Below are 19,332 nucleotides of genomic sequence, written 5' to 3'. Positions count from 1 at the left end.
AGTTACCGACCGTTCAACGCCGTCAGACCACGCAGGATGTCCAGCGCATAGGCCAGTTGGTAATCATCCTGGCGCATGCGGGCGACATCTTCGGCCTGTCTACGCTCATCCTCCAGCTGGCGACGCTCGTCATCGGTGATGTCGCTGTTGTCCAGACGCCCGCGCAGGTCGTTTTCCGACCGTGTGCGCGGTGCGGTTTCGGCCTGATCTTCCTCGATCGGCTGGCGGCGGGGTTGTTCGACAACGATGTCAGGCGATACGCCCAGCGCCTGAATAGACCGCCCCGATGGCGTGTAGTAGCGCGATGTCGTCAAGCGGATTGCCCCGTCCCCGCGCAACGGAACAACGGTCTGCACCGAGCCTTTGCCAAAACTGCGCGTCCCCACAACAATGGCGCGGCGGTGGTCCTGCAATGCGCCCGCGACAATCTCGGACGCCGATGCAGAGCCGGCATTGACCAGCACGACCATGGGCTTCCCTTCAATCAGGTCGCCCGGTTGCGCGTTGAACCGCTCGCCCGCGCCTTCATCGCGCCCGCGGGTCGAGACAATCTCGCCCCGATCCAGAAACGCATCAGAGACACGAATGGCCTGCGTCAGCAGCCCGCCGGGGTTGTTGCGCATGTCCAGCACAACCCCGCCCAGCTCGTCCAGCCCGCCCAGTTCGTCAATGGCTTCCTGCAAGCCGTCACGCAGGTTGGGGAAGGTTTGTTCATTGAAGGTGGTGACGCGCAAAATGACGTTATTGCCTTCTGTGCGCACCCGCACGGCCTGCAAGCGGATGGTGTCGCGGATGATCGACAGATCGAACGGTTCTGCCACGCCGTCACGGATCACAGTGATGATAATCTCGGACCCCACAGGCCCGCGCATCAGGTCAACTGCCTGTGACAGGTTCAGGCCCATCAGCGACTCGCCATCGACATGGGTAATCAGGTCACCCGGCTCCACGCCAGCCTGATCGGCGGGCGTGCCGTCCATAGGGGTCACAACCTTGATGAAGCCGTCTTCCTGCGTCACTTCTATGCCCAGACCACCAAACGACCCGCGTGTCTGGGTGCGCATGTCGTCAAAATCATCGGGCGGCAAATAGCCTGAATGCGGATCAAGCGACGTCAGCATGCCGTTTATCGCAGCCTCGATCAGCTTGGCGGTTTCGACGTCATCGACATACTGGTTACGAATCCGCTCGAAAACATCGCCGAACAGGTCAAGCTGTTCATAAACCGAACTTGTCTGACCACGTTCCTGTGCCAGCAGCGGCGCTGCAACCTGGGTGGCCAGCACCACACCCGCAAGCGCACCGCCAAATCCTGCCACAACGTAACGTTTCATACTTTTGATCCTATTCTGGTTCCTGCCGCCCAGTGAATGCGAACCAAGGCTCGGGGTCAATGGGGTTCCCGCTCTCTCGCAACTCAAAATAGAGTGTTTGATTGCGTGTTCCAGTCCCTGCCCCTTCGGAAATGGCCGCTGGCATGGTCCCCAAGGGCGCATTGCGTGGCAGGATCTCGCCGGTTTCGACCAACTGCGCGCCAAGTCCGGCCAGAACCATCAACATATTTTCTGCCGGTTCCAGAATAACCACATTCCCCTGCCCTGCCAGCGCGCCGGAATACCGCACGGTTCCCGACCATGGCGCCGTGACCAGCGCATCAGGCGTTGTGGCAAGCACCAGACCGGAACGCGAAATACCCGCAGCATCGGGTTGATTGAAACGACGCAACAGCGTGGCGCGCACAGGCAGGGAAAGCGTGCCACGGGCGGCAGAAATGCCCGCAACAGGCGTTGTGCCCAATGCCGACTGGCCTTGGGCCAGTTCGGCGGCGAATGCATCCAGCGATGCGGCATCCAGCGCCAGCATTTGCAGACGTTCAGGATCGTCAAACAACCGCTTTGGCAACGGGCCGCGTTCTGAAATCGCCTGAGCAAGTTCAATGCGGGCTTCCTGTGCTGTGCCAAGCCCCTGTTCCAGCGCCAGAAGCCCGTATTGGCGGGCACGGCGCAGGGCGCGTATTTCATCCAGTTCACGGCGCAGGTCGGCCACTTCCGCACCCAGCGCCGGTGCGATTTCCCCCAACAATTGTGCCGCGCGCGCGGCCTCCAGCGCGCCAGAGGGATGAACCAGTGCGGCATTCGTATCAAGCCGGTCCGTCGCCATAAGGACCGCCAGCAGGCGCGCCAGATCGCTGCCCCGCGCAGAAAACACCCGCGCCAGCGCCGTTTCGCGCAACTGCACATCACGCAACCCTTCGCGCAGGGCGACCATGCCATCTTCATAGGCTTGAATCGTGGTGCTGAGTGCGGCGATCCTGTCACGGCCCGAACTGGCCTGCTGCAACTGCACGCCCGCGTCCTGCAACGCTTGCGCCGCCGCCATTGCACGCGCAGCCGGATCGCCCAGCGCGGGCGCGGATACCAGCGCCAGCCCTGCCGCGATCAGGGCCACGCGAATCATTCCTGAATAATCAGGCTTTTGCCTGTCATCTCTGGCGGGGTCTTCAGCCCCATCAAGGCCAGCACTGTCGGCGCCACATCGGCCAGACGCCCCGCGCGCAGCCCCGCCCCCGCTGGCCCGCCGATCAGAACCACAGGAACAGGATTCAGCGTATGCGCCGTGTGTGGCCCGCCGGTTTCGGGGTCGATCATCATTTCGCAATTGCCGTGATCTGCGGTCAGCAGCATTGCCCCGCCCGCCGCCGCCAAGGCATCAAGCGCTGCGCCAAGGCCCTTGTCCACGGCCTCGACCGCGCGAATTGCGGCATCCAGATCGCCGGTATGGCCGACCATATCGGGATTGGCGAAATTGACGACAATCAGGTCATAGCCCGCGCCAATGACCTGAACCAGCTTTTCGGTCACGTCACCCGCTGCCATTTCGGGTTCCAGATCATATGTCGCCACCTTGGGGCTGGATGGCATGAAGCGATCCTCGCCCGTTTCCGCATCTTCCTTGCCGCCGTTCAGGAAGAAGGTGACATGGGGGTATTTTTCGGTTTCAGCCAGACGGAACTGGCGCAACCCATGCGCGGCAACCCAGGCACCCAGGGTGTTCACGATCTTGCGCTTCGGGTATGCGGTGGACATGAAGGCGTTATGCGCATCGGAATATTCGACCATGCCCAACACCGCACTCCATTGCGGGGTTGCCCCCCTGTCGAAGCCGCTGAAACTGGGGGCTGCAAGGGCCGCAAGGATTTCACGCGCACGGTCGGCACGGAAATTCAGGCAAAACAGCCCGTCCCCCGCCCGCGTCCCCGCATAGCCGGAAATGACAGTTGGTGCGATAAATTCGTCGGTTTCACCGCGTCCGTAGGCTTGGGCAACCGCATCCGCCGCGCTGGCCGCGTCCTGCCCTTCGGCGCGGATGATGGCATCATGGGCGCGCTGCACACGGTCCCAGCGATTGTCGCGGTCCATTGCCCAGTACCGGCCGATCACTGTGCCGATACTGGCACCATCGGGAAGGCTGGCCTGCAAGGCATCGATGAACGGCGCGGCCGATTTCGGGGCCACATCGCGCCCGTCGGTGATTGCATGCACCACCACTGGCACACCAGCGGCGCAGAGTGCCGAGATCGCGGCTTGCAGATGCGTGATATGGCCATGCACCCCGCCATCCGACACCACACCAAAGACATGCGCGGTCCCCTTGCTGGCCTGCATTTTGCCAATAAAGGCCAGCAAAGCGTCATTTTTCAGGAAACTGCCATCTTCCAGCGCCAGATCGATCTGCCCCAGATCCATTGCCACGACACGGCCCGCGCCAATATTGGTGTGGCCTACCTCGGAATTGCCCATCTGCCCGCTGGGCAGGCCCGCATCGGGGCCATGGGTGAGCAGGGTGGCATTGGGGCAGTCGCGCATCACCCTGTCAAAATTCGGTGTATTGGCCTGCATGACTGCATTGCCCGCACTGTCGGGGTTCAGGCCCCAGCCATCAAGGATACACAAGACAACAGGTTTGGTCATGACGTTCCCTTTCCGCGGGTGCGGGACCGAAGACACGCGGCCTTCGGCCCGAGAGTATTTTTGGCAAGATGAAACAGGCCTGCGATCAGCCCTTCAGCCGCCGGTTGCGCGCCGCAAGCAGTTTCAGGCGCAGGGCATTTAGCTGGATGAAACCGGCCGCATCCTTCTGGTCATATGCGCCTGCATCATCTTCAAAGGTGACATGCGCTTCGGAATACAGGCTGTGATCGGACCAGCGCCCGACTGTGCGCACGGACCCTTTGTAGAGTTTCAGGCGGACCGTGCCCGTCACATGTTCCTGACTTTTGTCGATGGCGGCTTGCAGCATTTCACGTTCGGGCGAGAACCAGAACCCGTTATAGATCAGCTCCGCGTAGCGCGGCATCAGGCTGTCCTTCAGATGGCCCGCCCCGCTGTCCAGTGTGATCTGTTCGATACCGCGATGCGCTTCCAGCAGGATGGTGCCGCCCGGTGTTTCATAAATCCCGCGCGATTTCATGCCCACGAAGCGGTTTTCAACGAAATCCAGCCGCCCGATTCCATGTTTGCGGCCATAGTCATTCAGCGCGGTCAGGATGGTGGCCGGTGACATTTCGGCACCGTTGATGGCAGTCGCATCGCCCTTCCGGAAGGTGATTTCAATAAATTCCGGCGTATCAGGCGCATCTTCGGGGTTTACGCTGCGCTGATAGACGTAATCGGGCGCATCTTCGGCCGGATCTTCCAGAACCTTGCCTTCGGATGAGGTGTGCAGCAGGTTCGCGTCCACGCTGAAGGGCGCCTCGCCGCGTTTGTCCTTGGCAATGGGGATCTGGTTGGCTTCGGCAAATTCCAGCAATTTGGTGCGCGATGTCAGGTCCCATTCGCGCCATGGTGCGATCACCTTGATATCGGGGTTCAGCGCGTAAGCCGCCAGTTCAAAACGCACCTGATCATTGCCCTTGCCAGTTGCACCATGGGCCACAGCATCCGCGCCGGTCGCTTCGGCGATTTCAACAAGGCGTTTGGAAATTAGCGGGCGCGCGATGGACGTACCCAGCAGGTATTGTCCTTCATAAAGGGCATTGGCACGGAACATCGGGAATACGAAATCACGCACGAATTCCTCGCGCAGATCCTCTATGAAGATATTGTCAGGCGCGACCCCCAGCATTTCGGCTTTCTTGCGGGCGGGGTCCAGTTCCTCGCCCTGGCCCAGATCGGCGGTGAAGGTCACCACTTCGCAATCATATTCGGTTTTCAACCATTTCAGGATGATCGAGGTATCCAGCCCGCCGGAATAGGCAAGCACGACTTTTTTCGGGGCATTCGGTTTAGCGGACATAGGGGCGGCTCCGGATTGGGTGGCAGGTTTTGTTTTCGTCTATTGGCTTTGGCGAAGTGCTGCAAGGGTGCAAGGGGGTTCTGCTGCGCCGCAGATGTGATATGCCATGCATGAACCACATTATCGGAGATGTCATGTCAACGCGTCTTGAACTGCTGCGAGGGGTCATTCACCCATGGCACCACGACCATTTCGGCCATATGAACGTGCGCCATTACGCGCCTTTCTTCGATGATGCCTGTTATCATATGTGGACGGCAATGGGCCTGCCCTATAGCCGTATGCTGGCCGATGACAGGGTGCACACAGTCACCGCACAGGCAACGACGCGCTTCGTCCGGGAATTGCAGGCGGGGGATCTGGTTGTCATTGACGGCGCGGTATCGCGCATCGGCACGAAAAGTTGCACGTTTCACATGCGTATGCGGCATGCCGACACAGACGCGGTGCACGCAACCTATGAGGTGGTCGAGGTGTTTTTCGACCCCGAAACCAGACAATCCGCACCTATGCCGCACACCATCCGGCAAAAACTGCAACACTGGCTGGTTGCGCCATGACACAGTTCCCGCTGGCCGCCACGGCAGCCGCGCAAGCCTTGCGCGCGCTGTTCCCCCCCACGCCGCTGGTGCGCAATGACCACCTTTCGGCCCGTTACGGCGCTGATATCTGGCTGAAGCGCGAAGACCTGTCGCCAGTGCGCAGCTACAAGATCCGTGGCGCGTTCAATGCCATGCGCAAACGTCTGGCCGCCCTGCCTGCGCAACGTCATTTCGTCTGTGCAAGCGCGGGAAACCATGCGCAGGGCGTCGCATTTGCCTGTCGGCATTTCGGGGTGCAAGGCACTATTTTTATGCCCGTAACCACGCCACAGCAGAAAATCATGAAAACCCGCACTTTCGGCGGGGCGCATATCGACATCAAGCTGACTGGCGATATTTTTGATCAGGCACTGGATGCGGCGCAGCATTTCTGCACCGATCTGGGCGCGCATTTCCTGTCGCCCTTCGATGATGACGATGTGATCGAAGGACAGGCCAGTGTTGCCGTCGAAATGCTGGAGCAACTTGGCCGTGCGCCTGACATGGTCGTCCTGCCCGTTGGCGGTGGCGGCTTGGGGGCCGGTATGACTGCCTATCTGCGCAGTACGGCCCCGGACGTAGACCTGCGCTATGTGGAGCCTGTGGGCGGCGCAAGCCTGACCGCCGCATTGCAGGCAGGCGAGCCGGTGACGCTGCCGCGTGTGGATACGTTCGTTGACGGCGCATCAGTTGCGCGGCTGGGCGTTCGCCCCTTTGACAGGTTGCGTGACATCCAATCCGGCCAGATCTTGCTGGCCGCGGAAAACAGGGTCTGTGTCACAATTCTTGATATGCTGAATCATGACGGGATTGTTCTGGAACCGGCGGGCGCATTGTCCATTGACGCATTGCAGGATATTTCGACGCAGATCCGGGGCAAAACCGTTATTTGCGTGGCATCCGGCGGGAATTTCGATTTCGAGCGCCTGCCAGAGGTGAAGGAACGCGCCATGCGTTTTTCCGGCACGAAGAAATATCTTCTGCTGCGCCTGCCGCAACGCCCCGGTGCCTTGAAGGACTTTCTTGGCATCCTTGGACCTGAAGACGATATTGCACGGTTTGAATACCTGAAGAAAACAGCCAGAAATTTTGGCACTGTTCTACTGGGCATCGAGACAACGCAGCCGCAGAATTTCGAAAGCCTGTTTGCGCGGATGGAAGAGGCCGGATTTACCTTCACGGATATTACGAATGACGAGGTGATTGCGAATTTTGTAATCTGATACAGGTATTAAAGAGAGTGCATGGGCCGGTTTGCAAATTGCGTCAGTTGATACGATCAAGGCGTTCGATGCCCTGCTCGGTGTCAGGAAGGTTCTGGACATCGCCATTCACGGCGCGTCAGACCTTGGCCCGCCAATCATTGCGCAGAACCGCAATCGCCTGTGGAAAATCCGCAAGCACGGTGCTGCGTTCGGAATCGGTGGGCGTGCCGTCATTGGCCATCTGCTCGGCCTGTCCACAAAGGCTGGCCATGTCTTTCAGCCCCAAATTCAGCGCGGCCCCTTTCAGAAAGTGGAATTCCGCCATTCGGGCAGGTGCTTCTTGCGCATGCCGCAACCGCCCAAGCGCTTCGTCGACTTCGTCGACAAACAGCGCCAGAACTTCTTCAAACGCTTCTTCGCCAATTTCATCGTGCAATTCCCGCACGCGACACCAATCGATCACAAAGCCACCCTTCTTGTGCAGTTTTCGAACTATTACAGCATTTCCTTAACGCGCGGTAACTCCGCATGACAATAAAAACACTGTGCGCTTTACAGCTTGTTAAGCTGCGGATGCGACTTTGCAACGGATGCATCTTTCGTCATCGACGGCCAAACGGGGCAGGCATTTGGGAACGGACACTGAAAAGTCTGTGGTTGGGAAGGCCGGGGTTCCGGCTGCAAAGCACGCGCTGATCGTTGATGACAGTCGCGCGCAAAGGCTTATTTTCGCGCGGCACTTGCGCGATTGGGGGTACCTGACGACCGAAGCCGCATCGGGGCTGGAAGCGCTTGCGCTGTGTCGGGCCACACATTTCGACCTTGTGCTGTCCGACTGGATGATGCCGGGAATGAACGGGCTGGAATTCTGTCAGGCATTCCGCGCACTTAAAAACGAGAACTATAGCTATTTTATTCTGCTGACGTCGAAGAATGACAAGGATGCAGTTGCAGAAGGGCTGAATGTCGGGGCGGATGACTTCCTGAACAAGCCCGTATCTACGATGGAGCTGCGCGCAAGAATAAGCGCGGGTGAACGCTTGCTGGATATGGAACGCGAGGTGCGCAAGACCTTGCAACAACTTCAGCAGGTTCACGATGCGCTGGAACGGGACCTGCAACAGGCGCGCAAACTGCAACATGCCTTGATTCGCGACCGTTTTCGCGACTATGGCACCAGTCATTTGTCCCTTCTGCTGCAATCCTCTGGCCATGTCGGCGGCGATCTGGTCGGAACGTTCCGGATTTCGGACACTAAAATCGCGGTTTATTCCATTGATGTGTCCGGACATGGCGTTGCCGCTGCGATGCTAAGTGCACGCATAAGCGCACTTTTCGCCGAAGGGGCGCAAAGCCAGAATATTGCCCTGACCCAAGACCCGCAAACAGGCGCGATCAGGGCCTGCGCACCGGAACAGGTCGCTGCACGCATGAATGACCTTATGCTTAGCGAGATGGACACGGACACTTACCTGACGCTGGCGTATGCGGAACTGGACCTTGTGACGGGGCGGGCCAGAATCGTTCAGGCGGGGCACCCGCATCCGGCAGTGCAGCGAAAATCCGGCAAGGTGGAATTTGTGGGCCTTGGCGGGTTGCCCATAGGCCTGATCCCGCAAGCCGGATATACCAGCTTCGAGGTGACGCTTGCCCCCGGTGACAGGCTTTTCCTGTATTCCGACGGGATTACCGAATGCAATGATCCTGACGGCACCGAATTCGGGCAGGACAGGTTGGGCCAGATGATGGAAAGCCTTGCACAGACGCAGGGGCTGGATTTTCTGGATGCCCTGAAATGGCAGCTTGGTAAATGGGCGGGCAAGGACGATTTCAGTGATGATGTGTCCGGCATTGTCTTTGAACTGCACGAGTACGAAGCCGGCAATCATGCGGAACATGCATGACACTGCCCTTTGCATTTGGCGGCACGCTTGCCTTCGGGGTAAATTGCGGCAAAAATTGAAATGCATGCGGGACATTGTGCAACGGGGTCGCCCCTGACCACCGTTTCTGCCCGCCGCACCGCAATGAAGGAGGCATCTTGAGCGAATTTCTGACAACCCCGAACGGACGATCCCTGGCCTATTCGCGCAGTGACGGGGACGGTCCCGGCATTGTGTTCCTTGGCGGGTTCAAATCGGACATGAGCGGCACAAAGGCCGTATTTCTGGAAGATTGGGCCAGAACCAATGGCCGTGCGTTCTTGCGTTTTGACTATTCCGGTCATGGGCAAAGTTCGGGGGCATTCACCGATGGCTGCATCGGGGACTGGGCCGAAGATGCCATGGCCGCCATTACTGCGCTGACCAAAGGGCCGCAAATTCTGGTCGGGTCGTCCATGGGGGGATGGATCGCCTTGCTTGTCGCGCGTGCCATACCTGATCATGTGTGCGGAATTGTGGGCGTCGCCGCCGCACCTGATTTCACCGAGGACAGCATGTGGCCGCAACTGACACCGGCCCAGCAACAGCAGATATTGCAGACCGGCCAGACCGAACTGCCGAATGAGTATGACGATCAGCCCTATATCCTGACACGCCGCCTGTTCGAGGATGGCAAGACCAGACTTGTTTTGCGCGACCCGCTGGATCTGCCGTTTCCCGTGCGGCTATTACAGGGCACGCGCGACGAGGCGGTTGATATCTCGGTGCCCTTGCGCCTTCTGGAACATGCAACTTGTCCCGATATGCATTTGCGCCTGCTGAAGGATGTGGATCACCGGTTTTCGACACCGCAATGTCTGCACCTGATCACCGCCGCGATCGAGGAAATCACGACCAGCCTGAGCGCCACGCCATAGCGAACCTAGCCGTTCAGAAGTGCAAGTGCCTGTGCATGAATGTCGGGGTTTGCGGCGGCAATGACCTGCCCGTTTTCCCCGACAGGATTGCCCTGCCAGTCACTGACCACGCCACCGGCCGCTTCGATTACCGCAATCGGGGCCGCAATATCATATATGTTCAGCCCTGCCTCGATCACCAGATCGATCTGGCCCAGCGCCAGAAGGGCATAGGCATAGCAATCCATTCCGTAACGCGTTAGCCGGCACATGGACGAGACACGCTGGAATGCCGCGCGCTCGGACTCTGTGCCAATTTCCGGAAATGTCGAGAACAGGATTGCGCCATCCAGCGCCGGTGTTGTCCGGCAGCGCATATCAGTGGCACCATGCGGACCAACAGCCTGCGCCACGCCCATGCCACCGACAAAACGCTCCCCGATATAGGGTTGGTCAATGACGCCCAGAAATGGGCCATGAGCATCGCACAGCGCAATCAACACCCCCCAACAGGGGCTGCCGCTTAGAAAGGCACGGGTTCCGTCAATCGGGTCAATCACCCATGTCAGGCCGGAACGTGACGGGACAGGCGGAAATTCTTCACCAGTGATACCATCATCAGGCCGCAACCGCGCCAGTTCTGTGCGGATTGCCTGTTCGACAGCGCGGTCTGCAACTGTAACCGGGTCAAATCCGTCATCCGATTTGTTATCGGCCAGCAGGCTGGGTTGCCGAAAATGGCGCAGCGTTTGTGTCCGCGCCAGATCGGCGAAAGAGTGTATCAAGTCCAGTAGCTGCGACTGTTCCGCAGGCAGAATGGTTGTGCGGGTCTTCACGCTGCGATTCCTTATACTGCGGTCAGGCGCCCTTTTTGGACTGCCATGTCACAGATCGCAACCGCCCTGCCGCCTGCGCAACCTGCGGGTTTCAGGCCGCCTCGCCCAAGGCGCGCGCCAGATCGAACAGGCGTTTGCGCTGGTTTTCGGGAATAGCGTAATAGGTGCGCAGAAGATCCAGAGTTTCCTTGTTTGACAGCATGTCGTCATTTTCGGGCAGCTGGTCTGAATTCACATCTTCAAAGAAAAAGGTAATAGAAACCTGCAATGCCTGCGCGATGTCCCAAAGTCTGGAGGCCGAAACGCGGTTCATTCCGGTTTCGTACTTCTGAATCTGCTGGAACTTTATCCCGACAACTTCTGCAAGTTGCTGCTGGGTCATACCAATGGCCCAACGACGCTGTCTGATACGCTGCCCTACATGGATATCAACAGGATGCGACATTAATTTCCCCAGTCCACTTATAATTAACTCACTCACCAAGAAGTCATCGACGGCCACATCATACTGAAACCAAACAATAAACTTCAAACAGGCGAGCTTGCCGCAAACTTACTACCCTGGGCGGGCGACACGAACTCCGACGCGGCAAGCTCAACCGCTGGTGTAGAGCAACTTTACCGAAATAGATTGATCAAATGTTTCACGCCCCCCGAATTTCCAAATATTCGCAAATTGCATTGCGTTTTGCGAACAACCAGAGGCTGAATGAAGCGCATTGCGAATACCGTGGACCGCGCAGCCCTTGTTTGGCATCAACAATTCCGTCAGATTACCCCGAACACCAGTCACGGAGGCCCCCAAATGCGTGCAATCCGACTCGAAAACATCGAATCACCCCCGCTGCTTCGCGATATTGACACGCCGCGTCCCGAGCGCGGACAGATCACCATTGACGTTGCAGCTTGCGGGCTGAATTTTGCAGATTTGCTGATGATGAAGGGGCAATATCAGGAACGCCCCCCCTTGCCAGCGACGCTGGGAATGGAGATTTCCGGAACCGTGCGAGAGGTCGGGGCGGATGTTCGCGGGTTTCATGTCGGACAGCGCGTTGCCGCATTTACCGGACTGGGCGGTCTGGCAGAGGTGGCCGTCTGCCCCGCCGACCGCTGTATCGCGCTGCCTGACACACTTTCGATGACGGACGCTGCGGGTTTTCTGGTGGCATATGGCACATCGCATCTGGCGCTGCGACACCGCGCTGGCTTGCAGCCGGATGAAACACTTGTTGTTCTGGGCGCCGCCGGTGGTGTGGGGATAACGGCGGTGGAAATCGGGGTGCGGATCGGGGCACGGGTGATTGCCGTTGCGCGCGGCCAGCAAAAGTTGCAGGTCGCAAAAGATGCCGGTGCGGCAATCTGTCTGGACAGCGACACGACAGATTTGCGCAAGACACTGAAGGAATTGGGCGGCGTCGATGTCGTTTATGACGCAGTGGGCGAACCAATGGCGACCGAGGCCCTGCGCGCGATGCGCCCCGAGGGGCGGTTTCTGGCCATCGGGTTCGCGGGTGGAAAGGTGCCGCAATTTCCCGCGAACATTCTGCTGGTCAAGAACCTGACTGTGATTGGCCTGTATTGGGGCGGGTATCTGAACTTCGCCCCCGAAACACTGACGGGCAGTCTGGCCGAATTGCTGGACTGGTATGTCCAGGGACATTTGACGCCGCATGTCAGCCATGTGCTGCCGTTCGAGCAGGCCCTCGACGGGTTCGAGATGCTACGCAGCCGCAAATCGACCGGCAAGGTGGTCATTTCAATCAGGGACAATGCGTAGGAATATTGCGTATCACCGGAAACCCGATCAAATCCTGTCTATTTCACTCCGGAAATGCTTGAATTATTCGGCATTCGGCACGATATTCCCTGCATGACCGCGCGGAATTCCGCGCATTTTTTTGACCGGAGGTGAAAATGGCCAATTTCAACACGATGCGCGCTCAGACGAGTGGTGCACGCGCTGAACAGATTGACGCGGGTTTGCGCGCCCACATGAACAAGGTTTACGGAACCATGTCGGTTGGCATGCTGATCACAGCTGCCGCGGCATGGGCCATTTCCGGACTGGCAGTTACAACAGACCCGAATGCGGCTGTTGCCCAGCTGCCCAACGGCACGATGCTGAACAGCCTTGGTGGCGCAATCTACCTGTCGCCGCTGCGTTGGGTCATCATGTTCGCACCGCTGGCCTTTATCCTGTTCGGCTGGGGCGCCCTTATGCGCCGCGCATCTGCCGCGGGTGTACAGCTTGGCTTTTTCGTATTTGCCAGTGCAATCGGCCTGTCGCTAAGCTCCATCTTCCTGATGTTCACCAGCTATTCGATCACGCAGACATTTCTTGTGACAGCCATTGCCTTCGGCGGGCTTAGCCTGTGGGGATATACCACCAAGAAAGACCTGTCGGGTATGGGCACCTTCCTGATCATGGGTGTGATCGGCCTGATCGTGGCAATGGTGATCAACATCTTCCTTGCAAGCCCTGCAATGATGTTCGCGATTTCGGCGATCGGCATTCTGATCTTTGCCGGCCTGACCGCGTTCTACACGCAGCAAATCAAAAGCGAATATGTCGCGCATGCAATGGCGGGCGATCAGGAATGGCTGGACAAAGCGGCCATTGATGGCGCGCTGAGCCTGTATATCAGCTTCCTGAACATGTTCCAGTTCCTGCTGATGTTCCTTGGACAGCAAGAATAACGACACGCTAAGACCGATACCAGACGGGGCCAGTGGAAACACTGGCCCCTTTGTTTTGGACCATAGGATGAACGGCTTTGCGCATATGCGCTGCCGGAGTGGGGCCGTTGGTGATTTTTGGCCTGTTGCGGCCATTGGGTATTGCCCCAAGGTGCGGAATCAAGGCCGCAGGCCGCCGCACCATCGGCGGGCCGTCCCGCGGCCTGCCGATTTGGCTGATGGCAATTCAAGCCTTTGAAGTCAGGAGTATGCAGCCGGCATAAAGTGCGTTCCTTGAGCGTCGGATCGGCAGACCACGGCCCGCCGATGGTGCGGGCTTCATCCAAGTGCGACGGGCAGCTTCAGGCCAGAACAATCCAGCGGTTCCAGTGCGCCGCATGCAAACGCGATGTGTTTAGCGCAACAGTCAACTGCGGCCCTGCCCCTAAACAAAAAGCCGCGCCCGAAGGCGCGGCTTTCAGTTAGTCAAAGCGGGCAGGATTACTTGATCTTGCCTTCTTTATATTCGACATGCTTGCGCACAACGGGGTCGTATTTGCGCGTTGTCATCTTCTCGGTCATGGTGCGGGCATTCTTTTTGGTCACATAGAAATGCCCGGTCCCCGCGGTCGAGTTCAGACGGATCTTGATGGTGGTCGGCTTCGCCATTTTTTACTCTCCTGAACCGGGACACGGCCCATAAAGGCCCCGCACCCGTGAATTCTGAAGCTGCCTTCTACTATGCTTGTGCCCCGTGTCAACCGGATTCCCGAAAATATCCGCAGCTTGCTGTCCGGTTTTGTTGGCCACCAAGGCAAATATTGTGCGGATGGTCTGTAAGCCGGGTTCTGTTCAGGGGACAAATGCCCCCCTTGATGACCATTCATCTGCCCCTGCCCTTGCGGACAGGATCTAGCTGCCAACCCGGACTTCGGGCTGAAGCGGCCCTGCGGTGATATCCTGTCGGATCATACCCGCGCGAAGTCCCTATTCGGCATTGCTCCCGGTGGGGCTTGCCATGCCAGTCCGGTTGCCCGTCCTGCGGTGGGCTCTTACTCCACCGTTTCACCCTTGCCATGCATGCATGGCGGTCTGTTCTCTGTGGCGCTTTCCCTCGGGTTGCCCCGGCCGGGCGTTACCCGGCACCGTTGCTTCATGGAGCCCGGACTTTCCTCGCACAGGGGCATGCGCCCCTGCACGCGGCCATCCGACCATCCGCACATGCCCCACATAGGGAATGTGGCACTGCGCTGCAACTGCTACAATCGCCCAGCGATGTAAATGGTTCGGGCGCTGCCCCTTGTCGGCTGCGCCGCCCTGTTCTAAGCAAGATATATAAATGACCAAGGGGGTATTATGCGCATTCTGGTAACCAATGATGACGGGATCAACGCCCCTGGATTGCAGGTTCTGGAACAGATCGCGCATAATATTGCCGGACCGAAGGGCGAGGTCTGGGTCGTCGCCCCCGCGTTCGAGCAATCCGGCGTGGGTCATTGCATCAGCTACACCCACCCGATGATGATCGCAAAACTGAGCCAGCGCCGCTATGCGGCCGAAGGATCACCTGCCGATTGCGTGCTGGCGGGGCTGTATGATGTTTTGCAGGGCGCGCGGCCGGATCTGGTCCTTTCAGGTATCAACCGTGGCAACAACGCCGCTGAAAACGTGATGTATTCGGGCACTGTCGGCGGCGCGATGGAAGCCGCCCTGCAAGGGTTGCCCGCAATCGCGTTGTCGCAATATATGGGCCCGCTGTCTGAAGATCTGCCAACCCTGTTCGACAGTTCGGTGGGCCACGGACAGGCCGTCATTGAACGCCTGATCAAGGATGCGCCGTGGGATCAGGGCGATTACCGGCTGTTTTACAATGTGAACTTCCCCCCTGTGGCCACCGCGGACGTCAAGGGGCTGCGCGTGACCCCGCAAGGCTACCGGCGGGACACGTTTTTCGGGGTAAAGCCGCATATCTCGCCTTCGGGCAGGAAATTCCTGTGGATCACCGGCGGACCACAACACCAGCCAACGGCGCCCGGAACCGATGCGGCGGTCAATCTGGACGGCTATATCTCGGTCACGCCCATGCGCGCCGATCTGACGGCACATGACGCCCTGAATGATGTGAAAAAGGCACTTGAATGACGCAAGGTGACGATCTGGCCGAACAGCGCATGCGCTTCATCTACACCATCCGGTCACGCGGGGTGACCGATGCGCGCGTGCTATCGGCCATGGAAAAGATCGACCGGCGTGCCTTTGTCACCGGCATATTCAGCGACCGCGCCTATGAAGACATGCCGCTGCCCATTGCCTGCGGGCAGACCATAAGCCAGCCGTCTGTTGTGGCCCTGATGACCGAAGCCTTGCAGGTCAGCCCCCGCGACAAGGTGCTGGAGGTGGGCACCGGATCGGGCTATCAGGCCGCGATCCTGTCCCAGCTTGCCCGCCGCGTCTATACTGTAGAGCGTCACCGCACATTGGCACAGGTGGCGCAGCGCGTGTTCGATGATCTGGGGCTTCATAACATCACAAGCATGGTGTCCGACGGGTCCTACGGGTTGCCCGATCAGGCCCCGTTTGATCGCATCATCGTGACTGCTGCGGCAGAAGACCCGCCCGGCCCGCTCTTGGCGCAGTTGAAGATCGGGGGTATCATGGTTGTGCCTGTGGGTCAGTCAGATACAGTGCAAAGCCTGATCCGCGTGATCAGGCATGACGACGGGTTCGAGTATGAGGAAATGCGCGCGGTGCGTTTTGTGCCCCTTCTGGAAGGTCTGGGGCATTAGGAAATAACAGAACGGGTTCGGCAGGGGCAAAGAACCGCCCGCGACATTGCGCGACACAGCAGAGGTGACAGGAAAATGCATCTGAGACGCCAGGTGACACTATTAAGCAGCGCAGCCCTTCTTGCGCTTGCAGCCTGCGAAGGCTTCGACCCCGATCTGCGCCCTTCAAGTGCGCCTTTCACGACTGCAGATGCGGCACGCGAGATTACGGGCCAGCGCCCAAGACCGGATTCGCGCGGCATTATTTCATATCCGGACTATCAGGTTGCTGTTGCACGCAGCGGTGATACCGTCGCCACAGTCGCAAACCGCATTGGCATGTCCGAAAGTGAGTTGGCAAGTTTCAACGCATTGACCCCTGACACCAGACTGCGCGGCGGCGAGGTTTTGGCCCTGCCACGCGGCACAGGGTCGGGTGGCACCACCGCGCGCGCGGGCGAGATCGAGATCTCGACCCTGGCCGACAGTGCCATCAGTCGCGCCGAAACCGGCCAAAGCGCAAGCCCACCCCCCGCAACCACAACGCAACCTGCCGACGAACAGCCAACCCGGCATGTGGTGCAGCGCGGCGAAACCGCCTTTATTATTGCGCGGCTCTATAATGTTACCCCCCGCGCCCTTGCCGACTGGAACGGGCTGGACCCCGAAATGCGCGTTCGCGAAGGGCAGACCTTGCTTATCCCCGTGGGACGCCAGCAGGACACGCAGCAGACGGCCGCCGCAGCGCCTGCACCAGAACCGCAAACCACGGCACCGGGCAGCACCAGCCCTGCCCCGCCGCCGCCCAGCGCCTCAACCCCGCTGCCCGCACCCGTGCCATCGGCCGATCAGATGCAGGCCGAAGCCCAAGCCGCAACACCACCCGCCGCAGACCTGTCACAGGAACGCACCGAGGCATCGCGCACGACCTTCGTCATGCCGGTGGACGGGCGTATCATCCGTGCCTATTCGCCCGGTCGCAACGAAGGTATCGGGATTGCTGCCGGCGCGGGAACGAATGTTCGTGCCGCCGCCGCCGGCACAGTTGCCGCAATCACGCGCACCACAGGGAATGTGAATATTGTGGTGATCCGGCACAATGACGGACTGCTGACAGTCTATGCGAATGTGGACAACCTGAATGTAGCCAAGGACGCGCGCGTGACGCAGGGACAGAATATCGGCAAAGTGGCGGCGGGTGACCCCAGCTTCCTGCATTTCGAAGTGCGGCGCGGACAAGAAAGCGTCGACCCGATGCGATACCTGCAATAAACGGTCGGGGTTTCACAGGCCGTTGTTACGCAACGCGGTCGTGTGGCCCATATCCCCTGCGACCTGCATCAAGCGATACGCCCACACCCGCGCATGCGCGCAGCAGCCGCCAGATATTCGGTCCCGACTTGCTGACTGGAGTGTTGCCTGACCAGAAGCAGGTCCAAGGATGGGTCAAACAGGCCCGTTGAACTGGCGCATGAACTTCGCATCAATGCGGTCTTTCAGCCGCCACAGCCACCGCCCTTCCAGCGGCAGCCCCCATTTGTCGGCCAGTGCCGTCTGGCCCCCAAGCGAGACCAGCTTCAGATAATCGCGTTGCGGCTGGTAGGACCGCCATGGCCCTGCCCCAAGAGCCGCCCGCAGATTGGCCAGTAAAAACGGGGCCTGCCGCACCGCGAACACCCCTGCTTTGGGGCGCGGCGCATGGGTCATATGGGCACAATCGCCAACTGCGAAGACCCGCCCTTCGTTCAGTGTGCGCAAATGACGGTCCACCTTGATAAAGCCGCGCTCCAAATCCAGACCCGTTTGCAAAAGCCAGTCTTGCGGACGTGTCCCCGCAACCCCAACCACAAACGACGCGCCTATGCGCTGGCCATTTGCGCAGACCACGCTGCAGGCCTCAATGGCGGTGACATCGACATGTTCCAGAACCTCTATTCCGAACCGCGCCAGATGTGAAAGCAAGCGTTTACGCGCGAAAGCCCCGATATTGGGCAACGCGCGGCCCCGGTCAATCACGCGCAGAATATGACGCTGGCCACGCAAGCGGTACGCCATGGCCAGTGCCAGTTCCACCCCTGCCACCCCTGCCCCCAGAACGGCAATTTCCGGACGCAGAACGCCCCCGTCCACCTGCCCCAGCCACGCAGTCCAGCGCTGCGCATAAGCGCCCAGGGGCTTGGCCGAAACCGCATGCTCGGCATATCCCGGCAAGGCGGGCAGATCCGAGGTTATCCCAATATCCACGGACGCCAGATCAAACCGTATATCATCGAAGCCCTGACCGCCGACCACACCGGCAGCACGGTCAAGCCGGTCAACCTTGCCCAGCACCAGCCTGCCCCCGATTTTCGCAATCAGGTGTTGCAAATCGATATCCAGGTCCTCGCGCGCATAATGTCCGGCAATGAACCCCGGCAACATACCTGTATAGGGCGCCTTGGGTGTTGGCGTGATCAGGGTGACCCTTGCCCTTGGGAACGGCGTTTGTGCAAGTTGATGCAAGACCAACGCATGGGTATGACCGCCACCAATCAGCACAATTTCCCTAGGCTGCCGCTTCAGACCATTCATATCACACCACTCTTCCGGTTCACCACAGCCACACTAGGCAGCCCCCTCGCCGAACACGAGGCAGAAGTGACAATTATCCGTCACAAGGGTGCTATCAAGGTCTTGACGCTGATTCAGCACTGCACTAAACGCTTCACGTGTCTGGCGGAGTAGCTCAGTTGGTTAGAGCAGCGGAATCATAATCCGCGTGTCGGGGGTTCAAGTCCCTCCTCCGCTACCACCTCAACCCCTTGTAATATTTCATGTTTCGTCTGCGCCCTTTGTGACCGGTAGGGTGCGGTTTGCAGTTTGGTTTGCAAAACTTGGCCGCGATGCGTGCTTTTCAAGCTTCGAAATCGCCAGATCTGCCGGCCCCGAATCGCGACTAAGGTAGTGGCTGTCGAGGATGGCTTCGGCCTCTTTCAGGGCATGCCCTGTGATCGACGCAATTTCCGGCACGCTGCATCCGGCCTGTGCCAGCCGCGTCACCGCGGTGCCGCGTAGGTCGGAAAAAATCAGTCCCTTGGCGCTGGGCCGTAGCTAACTCCAGAAGCACGTGCACGCTAATCACCGAGCGGCTGGTCGAGGATGCGAAGATTTTCTTGTATTTTCGCCACCCGCGCTACTCACACCGTGAGCAAAGGG

At 59.2% G+C, this 19,332-nt stretch carries 18 protein-coding genes, 1 tRNA gene and 1 other RNA gene; 10 read left to right on the top strand and 10 right to left on the bottom strand.

Annotated elements, in window-relative coordinates:
- Positions 1–2 precede the first annotated feature (2 nt).
- The 4 genes from ACTIE1_RS13560 to ACTIE1_RS13545 form a co-directional block, all read right to left on the bottom strand.
- On the bottom strand, positions 3–1,334 hold the full coding sequence (locus tag ACTIE1_RS13560) for a S41 family peptidase (RefSeq protein WP_439561101.1): 1,332 nt from the start codon (positions 1,332–1,334) through the stop codon (positions 3–5).
- 10 nt (positions 1,335–1,344) lie between these two features.
- Complete coding sequence (locus ACTIE1_RS13555) at positions 1,345–2,448, bottom strand: murein hydrolase activator EnvC family protein (protein WP_439561102.1); 1,104 nt, start codon at positions 2,446–2,448, stop codon at positions 1,345–1,347.
- Between the two features lie 5 nt (positions 2,449–2,453).
- Entirely contained in the window at positions 2,454–3,971 is a 1,518-nt protein-coding gene (gpmI, locus tag ACTIE1_RS13550) for a 2,3-bisphosphoglycerate-independent phosphoglycerate mutase (RefSeq protein WP_439561103.1), read from the bottom strand.
- An 85-nt stretch (positions 3,972–4,056) separates the two neighbouring features.
- On the bottom strand, positions 4,057–5,295 hold the full coding sequence (locus tag ACTIE1_RS13545; RefSeq protein WP_439561104.1) for an argininosuccinate synthase: 1,239 nt from the start codon (positions 5,293–5,295) through the stop codon (positions 4,057–4,059).
- Between the two features lie 134 nt (positions 5,296–5,429).
- Here ACTIE1_RS13545 and ACTIE1_RS13540 point away from each other — a divergent pair, with 134 nt between their 5' ends.
- A complete protein-coding gene (locus ACTIE1_RS13540; RefSeq protein WP_439561105.1) occupies positions 5,430–5,855 on the top strand; it encodes an acyl-CoA thioesterase in 426 nt (141 codons plus the stop codon).
- Positions 5,852–7,099, top strand: coding sequence for a threonine ammonia-lyase IlvA (gene ilvA / locus ACTIE1_RS13535; RefSeq protein WP_439561106.1), 1,248 nt, complete (start codon positions 5,852–5,854; stop codon positions 7,097–7,099). The genes ACTIE1_RS13540 and ilvA overlap by 4 nt, the downstream gene beginning before the upstream one ends.
- Before the next feature lie 118 nt (positions 7,100–7,217).
- On the opposite strand, the gene ACTIE1_RS13530 is transcribed toward ilvA, so the two are convergent.
- Positions 7,218–7,544: an Hpt domain-containing protein gene (locus ACTIE1_RS13530; protein ID WP_439561107.1), complete on the bottom strand. Its 327-nt coding sequence runs from the start codon at positions 7,542–7,544 to the stop codon at positions 7,218–7,220.
- A gap of 190 nt (positions 7,545–7,734) precedes the next feature.
- On the opposite strand from ACTIE1_RS13530, the gene ACTIE1_RS13525 reads away from it, so the two are divergent.
- Together ACTIE1_RS13525 and ACTIE1_RS13520 are read left to right on the top strand one after the other, a co-directional pair.
- Positions 7,735–8,985, top strand: coding sequence for a PP2C family protein-serine/threonine phosphatase (locus ACTIE1_RS13525; RefSeq protein ID WP_439561108.1), 1,251 nt, complete (start codon positions 7,735–7,737; stop codon positions 8,983–8,985).
- A 137-nt stretch (positions 8,986–9,122) separates the two neighbouring features.
- Complete coding sequence (locus ACTIE1_RS13520) at positions 9,123–9,881, top strand: alpha/beta hydrolase (RefSeq protein ID WP_439561109.1); 759 nt, start codon at positions 9,123–9,125, stop codon at positions 9,879–9,881.
- Between the two features lie 5 nt (positions 9,882–9,886).
- On the opposite strand, the gene ACTIE1_RS13515 is transcribed toward ACTIE1_RS13520, so the two are convergent.
- Entirely contained in the window at positions 9,887–10,696 is an 810-nt protein-coding gene (locus ACTIE1_RS13515) for an inositol monophosphatase family protein (RefSeq protein ID WP_439561110.1), read from the bottom strand.
- Positions 10,697–10,787: 91 nt separating this feature from the next.
- Positions 10,788–11,141, bottom strand: coding sequence for a helix-turn-helix domain-containing protein (locus tag ACTIE1_RS13510; RefSeq protein WP_439561194.1), 354 nt, complete (start codon positions 11,139–11,141; stop codon positions 10,788–10,790).
- Positions 11,142–11,501: 360 nt separating this feature from the next.
- On the opposite strand from ACTIE1_RS13510, the gene ACTIE1_RS13505 reads away from it, so the two are divergent.
- On the top strand, positions 11,502–12,473 hold the full coding sequence (locus ACTIE1_RS13505; RefSeq protein WP_439561111.1) for an NADPH:quinone oxidoreductase family protein: 972 nt from the start codon (positions 11,502–11,504) through the stop codon (positions 12,471–12,473).
- A gap of 137 nt (positions 12,474–12,610) precedes the next feature.
- Complete coding sequence (locus ACTIE1_RS13500; protein WP_439561112.1) at positions 12,611–13,393, top strand: Bax inhibitor-1/YccA family protein; 783 nt, start codon at positions 12,611–12,613, stop codon at positions 13,391–13,393.
- A 480-nt stretch (positions 13,394–13,873) separates the two neighbouring features.
- Here the strand turns inward: ACTIE1_RS13500 and rpmG are convergent, their stop codons facing one another.
- Both rpmG and rnpB read right to left on the bottom strand, forming a co-directional pair.
- Positions 13,874–14,041: a 50S ribosomal protein L33 gene (gene rpmG, locus ACTIE1_RS13495; RefSeq protein WP_274350835.1), complete on the bottom strand. Its 168-nt coding sequence runs from the start codon at positions 14,039–14,041 to the stop codon at positions 13,874–13,876.
- 152 nt (positions 14,042–14,193) lie between these two features.
- Positions 14,194–14,591: RNase P RNA component class A (rnpB, locus tag ACTIE1_RS13490), an RNA gene on the bottom strand.
- Between the two features lie 137 nt (positions 14,592–14,728).
- Between rnpB and surE the strand changes: the two genes are divergently transcribed.
- The 3 genes from surE to ACTIE1_RS13475 all read left to right on the top strand — a co-directional run bounded on the left by surE (position 14,729) and on the right by ACTIE1_RS13475 (position 17,409).
- Positions 14,729–15,514 (top strand): 5'/3'-nucleotidase SurE, encoded by a 786-nt coding sequence (gene surE, locus ACTIE1_RS13485; protein WP_439561113.1) that lies wholly within the window; start codon positions 14,729–14,731, stop codon positions 15,512–15,514.
- On the top strand, positions 15,511–16,158 hold the full coding sequence (locus tag ACTIE1_RS13480; RefSeq protein WP_439561114.1) for a protein-L-isoaspartate(D-aspartate) O-methyltransferase: 648 nt from the start codon (positions 15,511–15,513) through the stop codon (positions 16,156–16,158). Before surE ends, ACTIE1_RS13480 begins: the two co-directional genes overlap by 4 nt.
- A 75-nt stretch (positions 16,159–16,233) precedes the next feature.
- A complete protein-coding gene (locus ACTIE1_RS13475; RefSeq protein ID WP_439561115.1) occupies positions 16,234–17,409 on the top strand; it encodes a peptidoglycan DD-metalloendopeptidase family protein in 1,176 nt (391 codons plus the stop codon).
- Positions 17,410–17,583: 174 nt separating this feature from the next.
- On the opposite strand, the gene ACTIE1_RS13470 is transcribed toward ACTIE1_RS13475, so the two are convergent.
- A complete protein-coding gene (locus ACTIE1_RS13470) occupies positions 17,584–18,708 on the bottom strand; it encodes an FAD-dependent oxidoreductase (RefSeq protein ID WP_439561116.1) in 1,125 nt (374 codons plus the stop codon).
- A 143-nt stretch (positions 18,709–18,851) separates the two neighbouring features.
- Here ACTIE1_RS13470 and ACTIE1_RS13465 point away from each other — a divergent pair.
- Positions 18,852–18,928 (top strand) — tRNA-Met (locus ACTIE1_RS13465).
- Positions 18,929–19,332: the final 404 nt, after the last annotated feature.

The sequence above is a fragment of the Roseinatronobacter sp. genome (genome assembly GCF_051859525.1).
GTDB lineage: Bacteria > Pseudomonadota > Alphaproteobacteria > Rhodobacterales > Rhodobacteraceae > Roseinatronobacter.
The sequence above is the reverse complement of the archived record's forward strand: the minus strand, read 5'-3'. Positions and strand labels throughout refer to the sequence as shown.

What these genes read in the sequence shown, in the direction of transcription:
- ACTIE1_RS13560 (WP_439561101.1), bottom strand. Translation starts at nt 1,334, where the DNA reads ATGAAACGTTACGTTGTGGCAGGATTTGGCGGTGCGCTTGCGGGTGTG.
- gpmI (WP_439561103.1), bottom strand. Translation starts at nt 3,971, where the DNA reads ATGACCAAACCTGTTGTCTTGTGTATCCTTGATGGCTGGGGCCTGAAC.
- ACTIE1_RS13545 (WP_439561104.1), bottom strand. Translation starts at nt 5,295, where the DNA reads ATGTCCGCTAAACCGAATGCCCCGAAAAAAGTCGTGCTTGCCTATTCC.
- ACTIE1_RS13540 (WP_439561105.1), top strand. Translation starts at nt 5,430, where the DNA reads ATGTCAACGCGTCTTGAACTGCTGCGAGGGGTCATTCACCCATGGCAC.
- ilvA (WP_439561106.1), top strand. Translation starts at nt 5,852, where the DNA reads ATGACACAGTTCCCGCTGGCCGCCACGGCAGCCGCGCAAGCCTTGCGC.
- ACTIE1_RS13510 (WP_439561194.1), bottom strand. Translation starts at nt 11,141, where the DNA reads ATGTCGCATCCTGTTGATATCCATGTAGGGCAGCGTATCAGACAGCGT.
- ACTIE1_RS13505 (WP_439561111.1), top strand. Translation starts at nt 11,502, where the DNA reads ATGCGTGCAATCCGACTCGAAAACATCGAATCACCCCCGCTGCTTCGC.
- ACTIE1_RS13500 (WP_439561112.1), top strand. Translation starts at nt 12,611, where the DNA reads ATGGCCAATTTCAACACGATGCGCGCTCAGACGAGTGGTGCACGCGCT.
- rpmG (WP_274350835.1), bottom strand. Translation starts at nt 14,041, where the DNA reads ATGGCGAAGCCGACCACCATCAAGATCCGTCTGAACTCGACCGCGGGG.
- surE (WP_439561113.1), top strand. Translation starts at nt 14,729, where the DNA reads ATGCGCATTCTGGTAACCAATGATGACGGGATCAACGCCCCTGGATTG.
- ACTIE1_RS13480 (WP_439561114.1), top strand. Translation starts at nt 15,511, where the DNA reads ATGACGCAAGGTGACGATCTGGCCGAACAGCGCATGCGCTTCATCTAC.
- ACTIE1_RS13475 (WP_439561115.1), top strand. Translation starts at nt 16,234, where the DNA reads ATGCATCTGAGACGCCAGGTGACACTATTAAGCAGCGCAGCCCTTCTT.
- ACTIE1_RS13470 (WP_439561116.1), bottom strand. Translation starts at nt 18,708, where the DNA reads ATGAATGGTCTGAAGCGGCAGCCTAGGGAAATTGTGCTGATTGGTGGC.